Source organism: Bifidobacterium moukalabense DSM 27321 (assembly GCF_000522505.1).
Taxonomy (GTDB): Bacteria; Actinomycetota; Actinomycetes; order Actinomycetales; family Bifidobacteriaceae; genus Bifidobacterium; species Bifidobacterium moukalabense.
On the sequence record NZ_AZMV01000007.1, the window covers coordinates 617,833 to 638,586 of the forward strand.

14 protein-coding genes, 1 tRNA gene and 1 pseudogene are annotated in these 20,754 nt (G+C 58.8%); 9 read left to right on the forward strand and 7 right to left on the reverse strand.

The window, feature by feature from the left end; translation table 11 throughout:
• Positions 1–12: 12 nt before the first annotated feature.
• Positions 13–2,862: a glycoside hydrolase family 3 C-terminal domain-containing protein gene (locus BMOU_RS08905; protein ID WP_034876823.1), complete on the reverse strand. Its 2,850-nt coding sequence runs from the start codon at positions 2,860–2,862 to the stop codon at positions 13–15.
• A gap of 208 nt (positions 2,863–3,070) precedes the next feature.
• Positions 3,071–3,147: transfer RNA gene (locus tag BMOU_RS08910), tRNA-Pro, on the reverse strand.
• A gap of 95 nt (positions 3,148–3,242) precedes the next feature.
• Between BMOU_RS08910 and lysS the strand changes: the two genes are divergently transcribed.
• Both lysS and BMOU_RS08920 read left to right on the forward strand, forming a co-directional pair.
• Positions 3,243–4,919 (forward strand): lysine--tRNA ligase, encoded by a 1,677-nt coding sequence (gene lysS / locus BMOU_RS08915; RefSeq protein WP_034876825.1) that lies wholly within the window; start codon positions 3,243–3,245, stop codon positions 4,917–4,919.
• Positions 4,920–5,243: 324 nt separating this feature from the next.
• Positions 5,244–6,491 (forward strand): hypothetical protein, encoded by a 1,248-nt coding sequence (locus tag BMOU_RS08920; RefSeq protein ID WP_051428950.1) that lies wholly within the window; start codon positions 5,244–5,246, stop codon positions 6,489–6,491.
• Positions 6,492–6,539: 48 nt separating this feature from the next.
• On the opposite strand, the gene BMOU_RS08925 is transcribed toward BMOU_RS08920, so the two are convergent.
• Positions 6,540–9,053, reverse strand: a complete 2,514-nt coding sequence (locus BMOU_RS08925; RefSeq protein ID WP_051428951.1) for a DNA cytosine methyltransferase — start codon at positions 9,051–9,053, stop codon at positions 6,540–6,542.
• Positions 9,054–9,199: 146 nt separating this feature from the next.
• On the opposite strand from BMOU_RS08925, the pseudogene BMOU_RS11065 reads away from it, so the two are divergent.
• Positions 9,200–9,373: pseudogene (locus BMOU_RS11065) on the forward strand (amino acid--tRNA ligase-related protein); the annotation flags it as partial.
• A 214-nt stretch (positions 9,374–9,587) separates the two neighbouring features.
• On the opposite strand, the gene BMOU_RS08930 reads toward BMOU_RS11065, so the two are convergent.
• A complete protein-coding gene (locus BMOU_RS08930) occupies positions 9,588–10,613 on the reverse strand; it encodes a LacI family DNA-binding transcriptional regulator (protein ID WP_034876828.1) in 1,026 nt (341 codons plus the stop codon).
• Between the two features lie 278 nt (positions 10,614–10,891).
• Between BMOU_RS08930 and BMOU_RS08935 the strand changes: the two genes are divergently transcribed.
• The 5 genes from BMOU_RS08935 (at position 10,892) to BMOU_RS08955 (ending at position 16,096) form a co-directional block, all read left to right on the forward strand.
• Positions 10,892–12,250, forward strand: a complete 1,359-nt coding sequence (locus tag BMOU_RS08935; RefSeq protein ID WP_034876830.1) for an MFS transporter — start codon at positions 10,892–10,894, stop codon at positions 12,248–12,250.
• A 93-nt stretch (positions 12,251–12,343) separates the two neighbouring features.
• On the forward strand, positions 12,344–13,156 hold the full coding sequence (locus BMOU_RS08940; protein ID WP_034876832.1) for an alpha/beta hydrolase: 813 nt from the start codon (positions 12,344–12,346) through the stop codon (positions 13,154–13,156).
• On the forward strand, positions 13,153–13,953 hold the full coding sequence (locus BMOU_RS08945; protein WP_137648258.1) for an alpha/beta hydrolase: 801 nt from the start codon (positions 13,153–13,155) through the stop codon (positions 13,951–13,953). The genes BMOU_RS08940 and BMOU_RS08945 overlap by 4 nt, the downstream gene beginning before the upstream one ends.
• A gap of 155 nt (positions 13,954–14,108) precedes the next feature.
• Positions 14,109–15,194 (forward strand): 1,4-dihydroxy-2-naphthoate octaprenyltransferase, encoded by a 1,086-nt coding sequence (gene menA, locus BMOU_RS08950; protein WP_034876835.1) that lies wholly within the window; start codon positions 14,109–14,111, stop codon positions 15,192–15,194.
• 161 nt (positions 15,195–15,355) lie between these two features.
• Positions 15,356–16,096, forward strand: coding sequence for a phosphoglyceromutase (locus BMOU_RS08955; RefSeq protein WP_034876837.1), 741 nt, complete (start codon positions 15,356–15,358; stop codon positions 16,094–16,096).
• A 180-nt stretch (positions 16,097–16,276) separates the two neighbouring features.
• Here the strand turns inward: BMOU_RS08955 and BMOU_RS08960 are convergent, their stop codons facing one another.
• Both BMOU_RS08960 and phoU read right to left on the reverse strand, forming a co-directional pair.
• Entirely contained in the window at positions 16,277–18,157 is a 1,881-nt protein-coding gene (locus BMOU_RS08960) for an oleate hydratase (protein ID WP_034876839.1), read from the reverse strand.
• A gap of 251 nt (positions 18,158–18,408) precedes the next feature.
• Complete coding sequence (phoU, locus tag BMOU_RS08965) at positions 18,409–19,089, reverse strand: phosphate signaling complex protein PhoU (RefSeq protein WP_034876841.1); 681 nt, start codon at positions 19,087–19,089, stop codon at positions 18,409–18,411.
• A 197-nt stretch (positions 19,090–19,286) separates the two neighbouring features.
• Between phoU and BMOU_RS08970 the strand changes: the two genes are divergently transcribed.
• Entirely contained in the window at positions 19,287–20,480 is a 1,194-nt protein-coding gene (locus BMOU_RS08970; protein ID WP_051428952.1) for a sensor histidine kinase, read from the forward strand.
• Positions 20,481–20,486: 6 nt separating this feature from the next.
• On the opposite strand, the gene BMOU_RS08975 is transcribed toward BMOU_RS08970, so the two are convergent.
• Positions 20,487–20,741, reverse strand: coding sequence for a DUF2530 domain-containing protein (locus BMOU_RS08975; RefSeq protein ID WP_034876846.1), 255 nt, complete (start codon positions 20,739–20,741; stop codon positions 20,487–20,489).
• Positions 20,742–20,754: the final 13 nt, after the last annotated feature.

Genomic DNA, 20,754 nt, shown 5'->3' on the forward strand with positions numbered 1-20,754 from the left:
GGATTCATCCGTTTACTTGCCGGAGGCGGTGACGACGGGCCGCTCGGGTACGCACCAGGCGCGTACCGGCAGGCAGATGAACAGGGCGAGCGTCACCACGGCGAGCGCCACGTCGCCGACGACCCACATCCATTCCCAGTTCACGTCATACTTGCCGGAGACCTCGGAGGCCTTGGAGTTGGCGTATACGTAGAGGATGTTCTTGGCGGCGCGCTGCATGTTGCGGATGCCGGCGTCGCTCTTGAGGATGGTGTCGGTGTAGCCGCAGTCGCCGCTGGCTCGGGTGAGCATCATGTCGTTGCCGGCCATGATGGCGTAGTCCGGAAGCATGTAGTAGCTGCCGCCGGGGCCGACGCCGTCGGTGATGATCTTGCCCTTGAAGCCCCATTCGTCGCGTGGCAGTTCGGTGCACAGCGCCTTGGTGGCGGAGCTCCAGGAGGTGCCGATGCGGGAGAGCTCGGTCATCAGGCCCGTGCAGTCGGCGTTCTTGATGGCCAGCTCGAACGGGCGGGCGTAGACTTCGCGCAGGGCCTGCTCGTTGCACCAATTGGCGGCGCCGTCTCGGTTGGTGTCCTGCGTGTTGAGCATGTAGTGCTTGGCGTACACGTATGCGCCTTCGCCCTGCATGCCGCTCACTTCGGCCGCGCCCATCAGACCGGAGAGGGTCGGATCTTCGGAGAAGTATTCGAAGTTGCGGCCGCCGAACGGGGAGCGGTGCGTGTTCATGGCCGGCGCGTACATGCCGACGATGCCCCAGGAGAGCGCCTCATCGGCGTAGGTGGAGCCCATCCGCTTGACCAGATCCACGTTCCAGGTCATGCCCATGAGCACTTCGGAGGCGTAGGCGTTCATCTTCGTGCCGGAGAAGTTGAAGCCGTTGAGTCCTTGCGGGCCGTCGATGTCGGTGGTTGCCTTCTTGCCGACCGATTCGATGGCGGAGGTCTGCCAGCCGGCGTTGCCGGTCAGTTCGACGAGCTCGTCGACACTCATTTGCTGCACGAGCCTGTCCCACTTCTCGTCGTCGTAGTCCACGCCGGTCATGTCGTCGACCGTGAGACCGTTGTCGGCGCCGGTGGTCGGCGTCTCGGCGTCGGAGGCGTCGCTGTTGTCGGAGGTCAGCACGGTGGAGCCTGGGCCGTTGGCCTCGAGACGTTCCTTGACCTTGGCGGGGATCGACGTCGGGTTCAGGCGGCGTTCGACCTTCGGGAAGGTGCCTGCCAGGTCTGCGCGCGACAGGTAGGTCACGTTCGTCTCGAGCGAACCGGCGTCCTGGAACTCCTGCTGGGAGGTGGCCGCCACCTTGTCGGTGGAGCGCTTGCCGTCATGGGCGTCGTCATAGGTGATGGTGTTCTCCACCGTGTAGGTGAAGGTGGAGTCGTCGTTCTTCACGGTGTGGCTGTCGGTGCGCAGGGTGAAGGTGTAGTCGCCCTTGTCCATCACGTAGGCGCCGGCACCCTTGTAGTCGAAGGAGGCCATGTCGTCGAAGGTCATGGTCAGCTTCACCTCGTCGGATTCTCCGGGATTGAGTTCCTTGGTCTTGGCGAACGCGCCGAGGTCCACGGCGGATTTTTCGATGCCGCCCTTGGTGTACGGGGCGCTGTAGTACAGCTGCACCGCGTCCTTGCCCGCGACGTCGCCGGTGTTGGTCACCTTCACGGTAGCGGTCACCTCGCCGCCCTGGCCGTCGACCTGGTAATCCTCAAGCTGCCAGTCGAAGGTGGTGTAGCTCAGGCCGTAGCCGAACGGGTACTGCACGATGGAATCATAATCGCCGTAATCGTAGACGGTGCCGTCCGAGGCGGTGATCACGGCCTTGTCCGCGGCGGCGGTCTCATACCAACGGTAGCCGGTGTAGATGTTCTCTTCGAAGTAGAAGTACTTGTCGCTCATCTGCTGCTGGTAATCGGTGTAATAGCAATCGCCCATGTTGTAGTAGGACGGCGCGCTCTTCACGTCGTAGGCGTAGGTGTCCACGAGATGACCGCTCGGATTGACCTTGCCGAGCAGCACATCGGCCACGCCGCGCATGCCGGTGGCGCCGGGGCCTGCGATCTGCAGCGCGGCATCCACGCCGGCGTCTTCAAGGAAGCCGAGTTCCATGGCGTGCGACGAGTTCACGAGCACGATCACGTGCTCGAAATTCTTTTCCACGGCCTTGAGCAGGTCGGTTTCCGCGCTTTGCAATTCCAGATAGCTCTTGCCGGAGTCGCCGCCGACCAGGCCTTCGCCGGATTCGCTGTCCTTGACGCCCATGTCCATTGGCAGATCGCCGCCTTCGCCGCCCGCACGGGAGAACACGACCACGGCGGTGTCGCTGTATTGTTTGGCGTCGTCCATCATGTCGAGCACGCCGGTGCATTTTGCGTCATAGATGTTGTAGTCACCGCCGTTGGGGGAGAACACGTTCCAGGAGCCTGCGCTCTGCGACTGCTTGGTGTAGTAGTTCCACAGATCCTCGTTGACGCTGAGACCCTCGGCCTCGAACGACTGCTTCAACGTGTCGTTGTAGGAGGCGCCCGACGTGGAGCCGGAGCCGGATCCGCCGTATACCAGGTTCACGCTGCCGTAGCCGAACACGTTGATCTTCTTGGTGCCGAGCGGCAGTGCGTCGTTGGTGTTCTTGAGCAGGGTGGCGCCTTCTCCGGCGATTTCCTGCGTCAGCTCGCGTGCCTTCTGATAGGTGGCGTCGTCGCCGCCTGCGCTGATCTGCCTGTTGAGATCCAGCGTGGACGAAATGGTGTTGGAATATCGGCTGAGCGCCACGTTGGCGATGATCATCACCATCGTGAGCAGCACCGTCAGCACCAGACCGAAGACGCCGAATCGCTTCGATATGGGATGGAAGAACTTCCTCTTCATCATCACTCCCTCAATATGTCCGTTTGATTGGATTCAGTGGTCAGGCCGTTGCGCTGCATTGCGCATGGCGGTTGGCCGCTGATGATTCCATTTCACCTGAGAAAGCGTGATGTCGTGGGCCGACCGGCACCTTCGGTACGTTCCGCGGCACGTTTGGCAAACATGGGCGTGCGGGAAAAGAAAAGGCGGAACCGAAGTTCCGCCTGTGTTGTGGTCGGGCTGGCGGGATTTGAACCCGCGGCCTCTTCGTCCCGAACGAAGCGCGCTACCAAGCTGCGCTACAGCCCGTTTTGCAACAGTTGGATATGTTACACGAATGAGCCATGTGCGCAAACCCGGCGTGTCGTATGTTGTGTATTGCCATCTCGTTACACTGGGGGCTTATGACTGAGACCAACGAATCCCAAGAACATCAGAATGAAGAGGCCCCCGTTCCCGTTATGACCACGGTGGAACGTGCCGAAATGCTGTTGCGGCAGGATGCCGCGATTCGCGCCAGGATCAACGACGGCGCGACTCTGGACGAGGCTGTGGACCCGAGCAACAAGGAATTCGGCTCGCTGGCGCATCCGGAGCAGGTGCAGATGCGTGTGGCCAAGCGCGCCATGATGCTCAGGGAGGGCATCGAGCCGTACCCGGTCACCCTTGACGTGACCGACACCATCGAAGCGGTGCGTGCCAAGTACGACGGCAAGCTCGAAGCCGGAGACGAGACCGAAGACGTGGTCGGCATCGCCGGCCGCGTGCTGTTCCTGCGCAATGCGGGCGGCCTGTGCTTCGTGCAGCTGTCCGCCGGCGACGGCACCAAAATCCAGGGCATGATCTCCAAGAAGGAGATCGGCGCCGACTCCCTCAAGCAGTTCAAGCAGTTGGTCGATCTGGGCGACCACCTGTTCATCAAAGGCCGTGTGATCGCCTCCAAGACCGGCGAACTGTCCGTGTTCGCCACCGAATGGGCCATCGCCGCCAAGGCACTGCAGCCGCTGCCGGCCCTGCACAAGGATCTGAATGAGGACACCCGCACCCGCAAGCCGTACATCGGCATGATCGCGGACGAGAAGATCCGTAACATGGTGCGCAACCGCTCCAAGGCCGTCGCCTCCCTGCGCAAGACCTTCGCGGACCACGACTTCATCGAGGTCGAGACCCCGATGCTGCAGACCGTGCATGGTGGCGCCGCGGCCCGCCCGTTCACCACGCACATGAACGCCTTCGACCTGGATCTCTACCTGCGCATCGCGCCGGAGCTGTTCCTCAAGCGCTGCCTGGTCGGTGGCATCGACCGTGTGTTCGAAATCAACCGCGACTTCCGCAACGAGGGCGCCGACGCCACCCACGCCCCGGAATTCACCATGGTCGAGGCATATCAGGCCTATGGCAACTACGACACCATCGGCGCACTCGTCAAGCAGCTCGTGCAGGACACCGCCATGGATGTCTTCGGCAGCCACAAGGTGACCCTGCTCGATGGCACCGAATATGATCTCGGCGGCGAATGGAAGACCATCAGCATGTACGATTCCCTATCCGAGGCGCTGGGCGAGGAAATCGTGCCGAACGGCGGCCCGGACAATCCGGGAACCTCCGTGGAACATTTGGGCGAGATCGCCGACAGGCTTGGCGTGGAACGCGACGACGTGGAGAACCACGGCAAGCTCGTCGAGCACCTGTGGGAGCACTTCTACGAAGACAAGCTGTACGAGCCGACCTTCGTGCGCGACTTCCCGGTCGAGACCTCCCCGCTGGTCAAGGGCCACCGCTCCAAGGCCGGCGTAGTCGAGAAGTGGGACCTCTACGTGCGTGGCTTCGAGCTGGCCACCGGCTACTCCGAGCTCAACGACCCGGTCGTACAGCGCGAGCGCTTCGTGTCCCAGGCCAAGGCCGCGCTCGCCGGCGACGAGGAGGCCTGCGACATCGATGAGGACTTCCTCGAGGCCCTTGGCGTCGGCATGCCCCCGGCAGGCGGCATGGGTATGGGTATCGACCGACTGCTCATCGCGCTGACCGGTGCCACCATCCGCGAGACCATCACTTTCCCGCTGGTGAAGCCGCTGAATTAATGCGAAGCATTAATAAGTAACGGGCTTCACGCGAGGCGAAACGGCTGACGGCCCAGTGGGCCGTCAGCCTGCCGGAGCTATCATTTAAAATGAAGCCGCTGAACTAAGCTTGCCGCAATTCCGTGGGAATTGCATTTGCAGGCCGCACGAGCCATGGGCATCTCACTTAGCGGGTGCCCATCCGAAAGTTGAACGGCACAATGGGGCTGTCCAGTGAAAAGGTATCCGTCTTCCGGTAAAGTTCTTATTTCCGCAGAATTTAAAACGGTTCTATTGCGCGATATACTGTTCCGTGTATCGAATGAATAACGTTAAGGATCCACTATGGCAGACGATTCCCACGTTGAGATTATTATGGAGAAGTACCTACAAAGCAGGAATCTGAATCTTAAGACGGCGACCATGCGTTGGAAAGGTACTGGTATCAGCCCACGGTTCATGGATCAGAAAGTGACCCCGGATGTGTTGAGAACCATTGCCCGATGCATCGTGGACTACGGTCAGATGCATCCTGGAGAGTCGTTCGGCACCAAAGACATATGGGATGTTGCCAAGTTGGAGACAGTGGTGACGCGTGTGTTTACAAAGCCGTCGGCCAAGGAGCCCGCCGCCCATAACGAATACGATAAATTTGTATCTCAGCCAATTAAAACACTGGCATATGCTGGTTTGCTCGGGGAAGAGAAATGCGGTGCCGCCATTCGATATACGGTGGAGCAGGAGGACATTCTTAGATTCATCGCTGGTGATGAGTTTAATGCCTATGACTTTCTTCTCGAATATCTCAAGGAGACATTGCGTCAAAGCGGTATGATGGGTTATTTTGAAAAGTATCATAACAGCGGGCATACTGAAATTGACTTTCGTGCACTCCGCCGCGCGTTCATCGAAGATTTGCTGTCGTACACTAATATCCGCAACGAAGTCGAGATTCGTCGTATTTTTCCCAAGGTGCTCAATGTGCTGGCTGTTGAGTGGCATGTGCCGGGAGCGACAAAAGGGCATGTGAGCAAGTCTCCTATGACATATATTTCTCTGAACTACAACTCCATCAACTTCCGAGATAAGGGCAAAGACAAGACTGAGACACGTCAGCAAGCTGCCCTTGATATGCCGAAAGATTCAGAGTCGCAGGTCGGGACATCGCTTGTTGCCAAGCAGATGGATGCCGTAAAGAAAAGGCATTTCCCCTGTAGCGAGGTGAAGGATAAGTTTGCCATCGACAAGGCGACTCAAGTTCATCACATTTTCCCTCGCCATTTATTCCCCCAGCTCGTTGCCGAGCGAGAGAACCTTATCCTTCTCACTCCACAGCAACATTACACTTGTGCACATCCTGACAATAAGACTCAGCAAATTGATCCCCAATACCAGATTGATTGTCTGTTGTCCAAACTGGATAATGTCGAAGAATCAATTGCTCTTGGCGATGGCTTCTATGATTTGGCCCGATTTGTCCATGTGCTCAATGTGGGCTATGCGGCCAATCTGGACGAACATGCCGATGCCGAGTCGATTCGTGAGTTCCTGCGTCGTCAACGTCGCAAGGTTGGTGCGCCCGATTTGGCGTGACACACGTCTCGGTCGGCTATTCCGCCCGACCGAGACGCTGCATTACTCCTAACGCTGGGTGACTTTGCCGTTGGCGGATACGGTGGCATAAAGCCAAGACGAGTTCGGAACTCCTTCCATACGCACGATTGGCTCATATCCAGCTTTCGGAACTCCCCAGTAGAAGACGCTGATGGTGTCCACGTTGAGTGATCGGACTGAATAGTTGCGTGCGATGCGGTAGAAGAAGAAGAAATCGACGGTCGGCCATAGCTTTATGACTTCGTCAGGATTCACTTTCTCGTTTTTGTGAGGAATTAGAACCGCGGCTGACCCATCTACATAACAGTGCTGTGGTAACACAGCGCCACGTGGATAATACGACAGATTCGGTACGACTATGGCACTGGTGGCGGATACCTTAGTCTTGAATGATACTGGCACGCACTCCGGCGCACAAAACGATTGTACGGCATTGAGGTTTATACGGCCGTTGACAATATTTCGTGCTTTGACCACGGGAATCCCATTTTCGAAATGCTGTTTGTTCAGCGTGAGTGAACGGTCGCGGTAAACTTCGAAACATCCGAGACGCAGTTGTTTGCACATGGCATCAAAGAAATCGTTGCGGTAGATTAACCACGAGGGGAACTTCTTTGAAGTGATGATGTGTTGTGCCACGATTCGGCGGTTGCGCATCGGGAGTGACAGGACGGCGGTGTTGCTTGGAACATCGTGAGAGACGTGCAGACCGATGGTTTCAATCTTGATGTCGCTGAACGCGGATTCGCCGTAGTCTTGGATGTCCTTGATGGCACATTTAGTGGCCACATAATTGCGTAGTTGTACGAATTCTGCACCGTTAAGGAAAGTCTTGGGGATAACTAGCGCCACATGCTCGCCGAGTGAAAGACATTTTTCGAGAAACAGGGCGTAGAGGTCGCGAACCGAAAACTTGGATTCAAACGCCGGTCTGTGGGACGGGGAGCCGAACGGTGGGTTTCCCACTATGATGTCATAGCGGTTCGAGGGCTCGAACTTCAGAAAGTCGGTGTTGATGTAGTTCAGATGCACATGATTGGGCACGTCCAGACGAGCCAGTAGCTCCTTAACTTGTTCCAACGCATGTTGATTGATGTCGACGAGGTCAATATGCAACTCGTGATCCCCGTATCGTTTGATCAACAGGGGAACGAACGCGCCAGCGCCGACTGATGGTTCGAGGATACGAAGCGTCTTGGAGCGGGGGTATTCAGGCAATGTGGATAGTAGACTGTAGGCGATGTCCTGCCTGGTGTAAAACGCGGCGAGTTGTTTCCTATGGACGTTGTTTCGCTCGGCATCGCTCACGAACGATGCGACGGGTGGAAGCACTGCGTTGTTGGCATGTTTGCTGGGCCGTCCGCGACGTTTGCGGGGCGTATGGTTGTAGAGCGCCACTTTGCGTGCGATGGCGGCGAAAATCTGCGTCGGAACGCCCTCGCCCAAGCATTGTCTGATATTGATTTCATGTTCCTTAAGGAAAGTTCGCTTTTGTTCTTCGGGCAGTGCGTTGAGTGTCTTAGGGTCGTCTTTTGTCCAGCGAAATGTGTCTGGAACTCCCATCATCCGAGACAGCTCTCGAATGCTGAAAACTCTGTCGTCGCAGGGATGGATGGTGGACTGACTGGCAAGGATATCGTTACGTGTATGGACGCAGGGTGCTACCTTATCCCAGAGGTTTCGGCGGTATTTGTCGCCATTGCTCGCTTTGTTCTCAACGACTTTGCCGTTGACCATGTGATGCGGTCTCAGCGCAAGATCGACGTTGTCGAACGCGCTTTGGCCGGGCTTTAGACCGTGAATCCATGGGCGCATGTCGGGGTTGTAGGGGCGGAATGCATGATAAATGTCGTTTGGATCGATTTGTCCCATCGTATTGAGGGTCGGCAGGTCATCAATGAGATTACGTAGCGTGGGTGCCTGCGCTCGATCTGGGAATAAATCGATGGGTGTGACGTCTTGGATATCACGCCGCACGCCGAGCACCAAGGTGCGGGTGCGGCTGGAGTTGGCGCCATAGTCTTTGAAATTCACTACCTTGGCGAAGATGTTGTATCGATCGAGTAGATGTGCGTCGATGGCTTCCCGTATAGGTTTGAGTTTGCCGTCAATGTCTCGACATGCCGAAGTAAGGAATGCTCGTACGTTCTCCATGACGAAGAACCGTGGCTCTAGTTCGGAGATGATTTTGATGGATTCGACCACTAGTGAATTGCGTCCCAACTCGTCGTTTTTCTTGTGATTGGCGACGGACATGCCTTGGCAGGGAGGTGTGGCAACGATGACGGTAATATCGGTGCCGTTGGACTTCTCCCAATGCTTCACCTGTTCGATGAGATACTGCCGGACGATGACGTTGGTCAAGTCACCTAGGACATAAGCTTTGTCGTCGGATGCCACAGAGTTGGCCCGCTGCACGTCTAGTCTGCGTGGTATAAGTTCTGCGGTGGCCGCGCAGTCGAAGCCTGCGGACTTGAATCCATAGCAGCCGAGGCCAGCGCTGCTGAACAGTGATACGTAACCTAATTGAGTGTCTCCCATAGTTTTTAATCTATACTATTGTAATGAAAGATGCAAGAAGGAGAATTATTCATTTCTTATGAAGAATCCTCCTTCATAAAGATATTGAGCAATGGTCTTACTTTGAATTGTGTGAAAGCTGTTTCCGGCCGCTCTGATCTGCTCAGCTCGCGGGCGACGAGGAGGTCTGCGACATCGATGAGGACTTCCTGGAGGCCCTTGGCGTCGGTATGCCTCCGGCGGGCGGCATGGGTATGGGTATCGACCGACTGCTCATCGCGCTGACCGGCGCCACCATCCGCGAGACCATCACTTTCCCACTGGTGAAGCCCCTAAATTAACGCAAAGCGTTAATTTTCAAGGGCTTCACGCGAGGCGCGGCATCCCGCTTGGCAGGATGCCGCCCGAGGAGAAGAACAGTCCCGTGGACTGTTCGCCGACGAAGGTATCCGCTTTCCGCCGGAGCCATCCTCTAAAAATTGAAGCCGCTGAACTGAGGCGGAGCCAAGTCTCAGGGGGCGTTTCCCGATGGGGAAACGCCCTTTTGCATAGTTGCTAGCGCATTGGGCATGCATCGGTGCTGCCCCGTACGATCAATGAAGGCGGGAACAGGAGCTTGCTGGTGGCGGCCGCGTCCTTCGAGGAGAGCAGCGTGCTCAACACGGAACTTGTCATTTCGGCCATCGGCTGGCGCATGGTGGTCAACGGTGGGTTGAGATGCCGGGCGCTTTCGATGTCGTCGAATCCTATGATCGACAGGTCCTCGGGAATGCGCAATCCTAGTTGGTGCGCGGCATCGTAGATTCCGAGCGCGTGTGTGTCGCTGCATGCGAAGATCGCGGTCGGCCTATCTTCGCTCGACAACAGTTCCAAGGCGTGCAGGCGTGCCGATTCCGACCAGAAATCGCCGATACGGACCATATCGTCATCCAATGTGACGTCTTCCTGCATCAAGGCGGAGCGAAACCCGTCAAGTCTTGCGGGAAAGCAGGTCGAGGACGAAGGGCCGCAGATCACCGCGAACCTGCGGTGCCCAAGACCAAGCAGATGGCAGCCCGCTTCGAATCCGCCCGTCCAATTGTCGATGCGTACTTCGGCGCAGTCGTGTGCCGGTCTGCCGGACGGGTCGATTACCGCAAAACGGACGCCGAGCTCTTGACAAAGCGTGCGGTCCTTCATCGACACGTAGGCGTTGTCGAAGACGACGGCCCGAGGCCGCGCCCTGCGAATCGCCTGACGGTAGCTGTCGTCGCGCTCGCCGTCCGAGGAGTGCTTCGCGCAGACCGTCACCGTGAATCCGCGTGCGATGGCCGCGTCGGTGGCTCCCTGCATGATGTCGAGCACCCAGGGGTTCGCCATGGATTCGAATACCAGCGTGATGGATGTGGACGAGGCATGGCGTACCGGCTGTTTCGTGTACTCAAGGTCGTTGAGGATCCTCTCGATGCGTGAACGTGTCTCATCGGATACGCCGGAGCGTCCATTGATGACCTTGGAGACGGTGGAAGCCGTGGTGTTCGCCATTTTGGCGATCTGCGCCAGTTTCGGACGTTGCCGGTGTTCGGGTGATGCTGTTGCCATGTCAACGATATTATCGAAGAAATTTCTTTTTGTCTGTTGAATGCGTTGTGAGTAAACGGCTTGATGGTGCACATGAAGAGAATTTGCGGGATGGATGGGCTGAAAATAGTCAAGAAATTTCTCTAATACGGTAGGAAAATAGCGGAATGATTGCCTATGCTGGCAAACCGAGACGACGGAAGGAATGGAGAGCCCGAAATCGTCTTGCACTTGCCAACGCGCCGCGGCAACGGCAAGTCCCAAGTCTTGACAGGCTTTTGACAAAGGAGTTACGTCACATGGACAATGCAAACGTCAAACTTTCGTTGAAGGAAAAACTGAGCTACGGCGCCTCGGATTGCGCCTACAACCTTGTATTCAGCGTCATCACCACGTTCATGATGTTCTATTACACCGATGTCGCCGGCATCAGTCTGATGTCGGTCGGCACGCTGTTCCTGGTGGTTCGCATCCTCGACGCGGTCGCGGGCCCGGTCGTCGGCGTGCTCATTGACAAGACCCACACCAAGTGGGGCAAGGTACGCCCGTGGTTCTTGTGGTTCGCCTTCCCATTCGCGGTGATCGGGGTCATGACTTTCTCCGTACCGGGCTTCGGCGGGCCGTTGCAGATGATCTACGTGTACGTCACCTACATTCTCATGAACTTCGTAGCCGTGGCAGTCACCACTCCGGTGACCGCCATCCTGCCGAACCTCACCACCAACACGCAGGAACGCGTCACCGCCAACGCCTTCCGCAACGTCGGCGGGCAGATCGGCGTCATCGCCTCCGGCATGCTCACCCTACCGCTGGTCAATCTGCTCGGCCGTGGCAACCAGCAACTCGGCTTCACCCTGACCATGGCGCTGTATGGCGTGATCTGCGTGGCGCTGTTGCTCATGACCTTCACCAACACCCGCGAACGCGTGTACACGCCGAAGTCCGAGGAGCCACCGTTCCTCAAAAGCCTCGCGGCCATGCTGCGCAACGAGCCGTGGTGGATCCTCACCCTGCTGAATCTTGTGATTTTCATCGGCGTGGTCGCCAAGTCCGCTTCCATCGTGTACTTCTTCAAATACAACGTCGGCAACGAGAATCTCGCATCCATCGCCAACGGCGTCAACTCCGCAGGCATGATCGTCGGCATGATCCTCGCCCCGATTTTCGCCAGGCGAATGAAGAAACGCAATATCGCGATTCTTTTCTTCGTGCTCGGCATCGTCGGTTCCGTCGCGCTGTACTTCGGCGCCAAGATAATGTCGCTGCCGCTGATCTTCGCGGCCATCGCCTTCGCCGCGCTCTCCGGTGCCGGTCAGAGCATGGGCTTCGTGATGCTGGCCGATGTGGTCGACTACGGCGAATGGAAGAGCAACGTGCGTAGCCAGGGCCTGATCACCTCCTGCGCGGCCATCGGCGTCACCTGTGGTGCGGGCATCGCCGGATGGCTGTCCAGCTTCATCCTGCAGGCCAGCGGCTTCGTGCCGAATCAAGCGCAGACCCCGGCGGCGCTCAACGCCATCACCTTCAACTTCGTATGGCTGCCGGTGATCTGCGGCGCAATCGGTATCATGCTTATGCTGATGTACAAGGTCGACTATCAGATCGATGACATCCGCGAGGAGCTGGCCGCACGGAAGAGTGCGGAACCCGCAGAGTAAGCCGGTTGTCGGGTTTCGTGGCACGCACCGGTCCAGCCGTTCGGTGTCCGTTGCGGAACCCGGCCGATTTCCAAGACAATTAAGGAGCCTCACATGGCTGTTCTGGACATCTCCTTCGCCTCGAATGCGCTGAAACGCAAGACGTCGATGAAGGCTATCATCCCAACCGATCCGTACGATACCGATACCGGCACCGCACCGGAATACGGCGAGTCCGACAATCTGATGCGTTCGCTGTACCTGCTGCACGGCTATGGCGGCGATTGCAACGATTGGATCGACAACACCGACATCCAACGCCTCGCCAAAAACCATCGTATCGCGGTATTCCTGCCGAGCGGCGAAAACAGCTTCTACGTCGATTCCGCAATGCGCGGAGACTGGGAGTCGTTCATCGTCGACGAACTGGTGCCATTCACCAGGCGCATGTTCAATGTTTCCCACGCTGCCGCCAATACCTTCATCGCAGGCAATTCCATGGGAGGATTCGGTGCGCTCAACCTAGGGCTGGGCCATCCGGAAATCTTCGGCAAGATCGCAGCGCTTTCGTCGGCGCTGATTCTCGACACCATCAACGGCGTCGAACCCGGGTATCGTGATCCGATCGCCGATTACGACTATTACCGCAGCGTCTTCGGCGATCTCAGGAAGATCGCGGGCGGGCCGAACGATCCGCGCGAACGCATGCATACGGCCGTACGCGAAGGAAGCATGCAGCCGTTGTATCTGGCCTGCGGCGGCGAGGATTTTCTCATCGAACACAATCGTGCATTCGCTGCCTCGGCACGCGAACTTGGCGTCGATGTCGTCTACGAGGAACACCCGGGCGTGCATGATTGGACGTTCTGGAACCAGCACATCACAACCGCCATCGAATGGATGGCCGATAAGGAAGGGAATCGATGATGATTGGTGTGGAGCCGATTGCATTTCACGTTGACGGCGGCACCCGCGGACCGTTGACCTTGCGCGGCACGAAATATCTGCCGGAGCATTTCGACGAGCATGGGAAGGCGCCCGTGGCGCTGTTATTCCACGGATTCGGTGGCAATCGCATCGATTTCTCCGGATTCATGGTGCAGATGGCCCGCGAGCTTGCCGAACGTGGTCTCGTTGCGGTGACCTATGATCGCGCCGGTCATGGTGAAAGCGACGGATCGTTCTACGACACCACCGTTACGGGTGACGTGTCCGACGCGTTGCAAGTGGCGGAAGCGGTGCGTAACCTTCCAGGTTGCGATCCGGACAACCTGCACTTGGCGGGATTGAGCTTGGGTGCGGTGATCGCGACATGGACCGCGCCACGACTTGCGGTGCAACCGCGTTCGATCGCCTTGTGTTCGATCGCGGCATCCTATGCCGACGAGATTCGCGGCGGCCATCTGCAAGGATGCTCGTTAAGCATGCTGGACGATCTGGGCTATTTCGATTTCATGGGCGTCGCCATGGGACGTGCGATGATTGACGATGCCACGGCGTCCGATCCGTATGCGCAGGCGTGGGGCTTCGTGGGGCGTGCGAAGTTCGTTCACGGCACTAAGGATTTCATTCCGATCGAATACGCACGCCGCTACCGCGATGTGTATGGCGAACGTATGGATCTGTTGGAGATCAAAGGTGGTGACCACGGCTTCGGCAATGTGGAACATCGCCGCATCGTCATGCAGGGCGTAGGTGAGTTCATCTCATCCCAGGCCATATGATCTTCGGTTGTTCCAGACGCTTCCTGCGGGAGGCGCCTTGTTCCGTTTGGATGCATGCGCGACGGGAGGATTCCGCGGTGGGCCATCTTGCGGCGTCATCATGGTTTGGCTCTCCAACCAAGCGGACCAGGCCGATTCGCGATGGACTGGGTACCATGGCGGGTATGACAATGTCGACTTGGATTCGCGGCGCTCGCCTGAAGACCCTGCCGTTGGCGGTCGCCCCGGTGATCATCGGGACCGCGCTGTCGTGGAAGGGTGTGTTCGTCTATTCGCAGGGCGGTGACGTGCTGCACGAGCCATGTCCGTTCTTCGGAGGCCAACGTGATCTGGGGGAGACGAAACTCGGTTCGTTGGTCGGTGCATGCCACCATTCCGTAAGCTGGTTCATCTTGGTGGCGGTGCTGTGCGGCTGCGTGGCTCTGTTCCTGCAAATCGCCGCGAACTTCGCGAATGACTACTCCGACGGCGTGCGCGGGACGGATGAAGGTCGAGGGGCCGACATGGAGCCGGGCCGCTCCTCTGCCGAAACACTGTCGACCCGTGACCCGTCGCGTGGCCCGGCCCGATTGGTCGCTTCGGGCGTGAATCCCGGAACAGTGCTGGCGGCGGCCGGAATCAGTGCACTGATTGCCTGCCTGTGTGGCTTGGCGGTATGCACGCTAACCGGATACTGGTGGTTCATCCTGGTCGGCTTCGCCTGTCTTGTGGTCGGCTGGTGCTACGTCGGTGGCAAACACCCCTATGGCTATCACTACCTGGGTGAGGTATTCGTCTTCGTCTTCTTCGGCCTCGTCGCCACCTGCGGCACGATGTTCGCCTTGACCGGCACGGTCTCGCTTTCCGGCATCTGGGGCGGATGTGCCGCCGGTTTTGTCGCGGTGGCGGTCCTGTGCGTCAATAACCTGCGCGACATCGAATCGGACCGCAACCACGGCAAACACACCTGGATGACGGCTCTGGGGCGCTCGAAAGGAGCCGTCCTGGCCATCGCATTGCTGACGATGGCCCCGGCCATGGCGGTACTGTTCTTTCTCGTGCTTTGCCGGTCCGTGCTCGTTGCGGAGGGCGTTCCGGCGATGTCCATCGTGTCGATCGCGGCAATCCTCATCATGTATGCGATCCACGCCGCGGCCATCGTGGCCATCGCAAAGGAGCGCTACGGGACCGCGTTGCCGCTTTGCTCGCTGGGGTCGCTCGTGCTTGCCGTGACGTTCGTGATGTCGTCGATGCTCATGTAGCCGATCGGATTGCGGTGAGCGAGCGATGGATCCGCCAACGGCCACCGCGGTCGGTCGGGCAAAGGCGGAATCCGCGGCAAAATCAGGTTGTTGCACAAACGTAACCTGAATAATCGAGAAACCGTTCGTTTTTGGGCGGCAGGGGCGGTAGACTGGCAAGCATGACTTACAAACTAGTACTGCTCCGTCACGGACAGAGCGCATGGAATAAAACCAATCAGTTCACCGGCTGGGTCGACGTCCCGCTGACCGAGCAGGGTGTCGAGGAAGCCAAGAACGGCGGCCGCCTGCTCAAGGAGAAGAACGTCCTTCCGGACATCGTCTTCACCTCGATGCTGCGCCGCGCCATCAACACCGCCAACGTGGCTCTGGACGAGGCAGATCGCCTGTGGATCCCGGTCCAGCGCAGCTGGCGTCTGAACGAGCGCCACTACGGCGCTCTGCAGGGCAAGAACAAGACCGAAATCCGTCAGGAGTACGGCGACGAGAAGTTCATGCTGTGGCGTCGTTCCTATGCCACCCCGCCGCCGGACATCGATCCGAACGACGAGTACGCGCAGAACAACGACCCGCGCTACACCGGCGATCCGGTTCCGGAAGCCGAGTGCCTGGCCGATGTGGTCAAGCGCGTCGAGCCGTACTTCAAGTCCGACATCGAGCCGCAGCTCAAGGCCGGCAAGACCGTTCTGATCGCCGCCCACGGCAACAGCCTGCGCGCCATCGTGAAGATGCTTGACAACCTCTCCGAAGAGGAGATCGCCAAGGTCAACATTCCGACCGCGATGCCGCTGCTGTACGAGCTGGACGAGAACTTCAAGCCGATCAAGCCGCGTGGCGAGTATCTGGATCCGGAGGCCGCCGCCGCCGGTGCCGCCGCCGTCGCAGCTCAGGGGCAGAAGTGAGCCTGAGCCGCTAACCGCATTCGACAAACGGAGGGCGGGAATCCACATAATATGTGGGTTCCCGCCCTCTGCGTTCTCCTCGGCATTGACCGAACGCGACCGAGTGAACGATTGCGGCTGTGCGGGCTCGCGTCGGAATCGCGTGCCCGCACAGCGGCTCTCTGATCTGACCGATTCGGATCAGACCACGCCATACTCCTTGAGCAGCATGGCGATGTCGGTATGCTCCAGTTTCTTCAGTATCTGCCTGAGCACCGTCTTCTCGATGACATTGAGGTTCATGTCGGTGATCGGCTTGCCATCGCGCAGCATCACCGTGGCGTTGAGCAGATCGCGCACGTCGTAGACCGAACCCCACACCTCCGGCACGCCGCGGTCCACGTCGCACAGTGTGTACACCGCCTCCATGCCGGTGCGCATCGAGTATTCCGTGGTGAAGATCGTGTCGCGCGGGGTCTCCGCGAACTGGCCGAGGAATGCGAAGTTCACCGCGCCATCCGGCACCACGTCGGGGCGGTCGCCGGCGGAACGCGGCATGAAGAACGCGTCGATGTACGGCATCATCACCGGCACGGTGTTGGCGTGGTTCGTGGCAAGGTCCTTGATCTTGTCGGTCGGCACGCCCATATGGTAGAGCCACTCCTCGCAGATTTCCTCGCCGGTGCAGTCCTGCATCGGCTTCTTCACATAGTTGCCCGGCTTGTCGGGGAACAGGCCGTATACCCACACGCACAGCTGGTCCTTCGGCTGGTTGCGGAACTGCTGCTGACGGTTCAGGGTCCAGCTCATCAGCCAGTTGGAATCCTCCACGGTTACGATGCCGCCGGTCACCACATGGCCGGTGAACGGGTCGCGCTTGCAGATTTTCTGAATATATGGCGGGATCTCCATGTCAAGCGTGGTGACGGTGGCGCTCATCCATTTCGAATGTTCCGGATCGCCGCAGAATACGTCCGGGTGACCGAAGCTCGGATCCTGCTTGGCGATGCGGCGCCACATGTCCCAACCGCCGCCTTCGCGAATCTGTGGATCCCATGCGGCCGGTTCGGTCTGCGAGCCCATCGAGGAATTCTCCACGCAGCCGCCATTGGTGATGAACACCAGATCGTTCCTGCCCAAGTCGATGCTGCGCGTCGTGCCGTCGGCTTCGGTCAGATCGATGCGCGTGGCCATCTTTTTGGTCGGTGAACTGTACGGGTTACGCACGAAGGCGCCGGATTCGGCCTGCTTCTTCAGGATCGTGTCCTGTCCGGTACCGGTGTGCGGGCGCGCCGGGCCCATGCCGCCGCCGATCGCGAACTCGACGTTGTCGACTTTGACGTTGTAGTGGAACTGCACGCCGAAGCCCTCAAGATACCTGATCATCGGCAGGATCATCGACTCGTACTGGTTGTAGCGGGTGAATCGCAGGGCGCTGAAATCGGGCAGACCGCCGATGTGATGGATGTAGCGCTTGATGTACAGCTTCATCTCCAGCGCGCTGTGCCAGTTCTCGAAGGCGAACATGGTGCGCCAGTACATCCAGAAGTTCGAATCGAACACCTCGTCGTCGAAGAAGTCGGAGATCTTCTTGCCGTACAGCTCCTCGTTCGGGGTGAAGAACAGTTTCATGATCTCCATGGCGGCCTTGTCGGTCAAGGCGAACTTGCCGTTCGTGCCGGCGTCGATGCCGCGTGCCCTGGTGGAACGGCATAGCGAATAGTTCGGATCCTCCTTGTTCAGCCAGTAGTATTCGTCCAGTACGGACACGCCATCGGTCTCGATGGAGGGGATCGAACGGAACAGGTCCCACATCACCTCGAAGTGGTTGTCCATCTCACGGCCGCCGCGCATCACGTAGCCGACACCCGGAATGTTCGCGCCGTCACAGGCGCCGCCAGGAACTGCATCCTTTTCGAATACGTGGATATGATCGCCGGGCATCTGCGCGTCGCGTACCAGATAGCAGGCCGCGCTCAATGCCGCGAGTCCGGTGCCGATGATGTAGGCGTTCTTGGAATCCACGCCCTCCGGCTTCTTCGGGCGGGCGAATGCTTCGTAATTGCCGTTGGAATAGTACATGACTGCCTCCTTTGGATGTCACTGCCCTTTATTGTGCCGCGGCATCGCGCAAAAGTATATAGGCAGAAAATAGACATGATGTGTGATTTTACTGGAGGAAAACGGCGGATTCTCCGGCGTCCATTCCCTCATGGCGGATTCGGCCAGGATTTCGACTTTCGCTTATGCACGTCGTGCATAAGCGAAATGGGCGGCTCCCGCGATGCGGAAACCACCCATTCGTCACCAAGGAGATGCGGATGCCGGCGGGGTCAGTCGATGTCGGTGCCTTCGTCTCGGCTCGGTTCCTTGGTCGGGTCGAAGCCGGAGACGATGAACACCACGCGACGAGCCGCGGAGACGGCGTGGTCGCCGAGACGCTCCATGAAGCGGCCGATGAGCACCACGTCGATGAGCTGCTGGTTGGTGCCCTGCCAATCATCGGACTGGGCCAGCTCGAAGGTCTTCTTGTGCAGGGCGTCAAGCTTGTCGTCGTTGAGGATGATCTGCTCGGCCACCTTGGTGTCGCGGTCAGAGAGCATGGAGACCACGCGATCCGCGGTCTCGTTCAGGAACGCCTGCATCTCGGCGAACAGCGGTTGGGCGTCTTCCGGCAGCGGGGAGGCCGGGTAGGTGCGTCGGGCGGCCTCGGCGATGTGGCGTGCCAGATCGCCCATACGCTCGAAGGTGGCGGCCAGGCGCAGAGTGGAGACGACCACGCGTAGATCGGTGGCGACCGGGTTCTGCTTGGCCAGCAGCTTCACGCACTGGTCGATGACGCTGGATTCCAGGGCGTCGATTTCGATGTCGCCGTCGATGACGGCCTGTGCGGCTTCAAGATTCTGATTCAGCAGCGCGTCGCCGGCACCGTTGATCGCCTTGCGAACGCCTTGTGCCATGCGATCGAGGTCATCGGCAACGGCCTTGAGCTCTTCGTTGAAAATAACGCGCATATGACTTGCCTTTCATAACGATATTCACGAATACGGGTCTGATATAACCTCTCCCAAGTCTATTAGCAAACCGTGGATCGCACAGACGTTCCCCGTGTTGTTCCGATAAAGTTCACCGACGCGTTCACCTGATGTTCATGCGGCTGGACAGGCAAGGGCATGTCGGGTGATATAGGGGAGTGTGCGAGAATGAAGGCATGTTGGAATCCCTGAGCTTGTGGTGGCGTTCCCTGCTGCACCGCGATGATGACATGAGGAACGCCGATGACGATACGCTGGATGACTCCGCAAACGCATTGCTTTCCATGCTTCCGTTGGCTTCCATCGTGGTCGATGACGCCGATGAGGTGATACGTGCGCACCCCTCGGCCTACACGTTGGGTGTGGTGCGCGACGACGCCATCGTCGAGGAATCCGTGCTCAAGGCCGTGCGTGAGGTGCGTAAGGAAGGCGGCAAGAAGCAGTTCGACCTGACCACCACCACCGCGCAGATGGCCCAATCGGCACCGAAGGCCGGCAAGCCGACCACGCGCGAGGCCGCCAGGCAGGCACTGATCGGCCGGCGCAAGGATGAGCCGGTGTCCACGGTGTCTCGCCCGAACTGGCTGAAAGTCATCGTCGGCAGGCTCAACGAACGGTTCGTGGTGGTGCTGATCTCCGATGTGAGCGAGACCATCCGCTTCTCCCAGGTGCGGGACTCCTTCATCACCAACGTGTCCGAGCAGCTCCTGAAGCCCACGCAGTCGTTGGAACGACTCGCCGACACATTGGAACGCGACGGAGCCGACCGGAACAACATTCAGGAGAACGCGGCGCAACTACGCCGGTCATGCGCGCATCTGGAGCATATGGTCTCCGACCTGCTGCTGCTCATCAAAGCGCAGGAGCCGATTCTGCCGACCGCCGACAACCGTATCAACGTCATGGCGCAGCTTAAGGCGGTGGCGTCCGAGCATACGGATAAAGCCGCATTGCGGGGCATCGCCATCAACGTGAACGGCGACGAATCGCTGGAGATCAATGGCGAGGCCGAGCAGATCCAGACCGCGCTCGCCAAACTCGTGGAGAACGCCATCACCTACTCCCCGGATGGAGCAAGTGTCAACATGACGGCCAAGCCCAGCGAGGACGGCGAACGGGTGACGATTCGGGTGCTCGATCATGGTGTCGGCATCGACGCCAAGGAGCAGGGGCGCGTATTCGAGCGATTCTACCGCGGCGGCAATCAGAACGGTCATTCGGAAGATGGTATCGGCTTGGGATTGGCCATCGTCAAGCATGTGGCGCTGACGCATCACGGTTCGGCATCGGTGTGGAGCAGCCCGGGGCAGGGAAGCACGTTCACATTGACGCTGCCGCTGGCGCGGAAGGCTGGCAACGAGCGGATCTGAACGAGTCTACTCGCCGAGTCTGCGGTAATCCCAGCGGTCGAAATGCTCCCATACCAGCATGAGCACGCCGATCACCGTGCCCGCCGCGCACATCGTCTGGCCGCGTCCGACATCGAATCCGAGCGCCAGCAGGATCATGCAGATGACCAGTCCGATGGCCCATAGCGACGTGCCGACCATGAACACCTTGCGCAGGTCCACACGTACCGGTTTCGGCGAAGGCTTGCGCACGCTGGGATCGATGATGGGGGCTAATTTCATACGGACACCATAC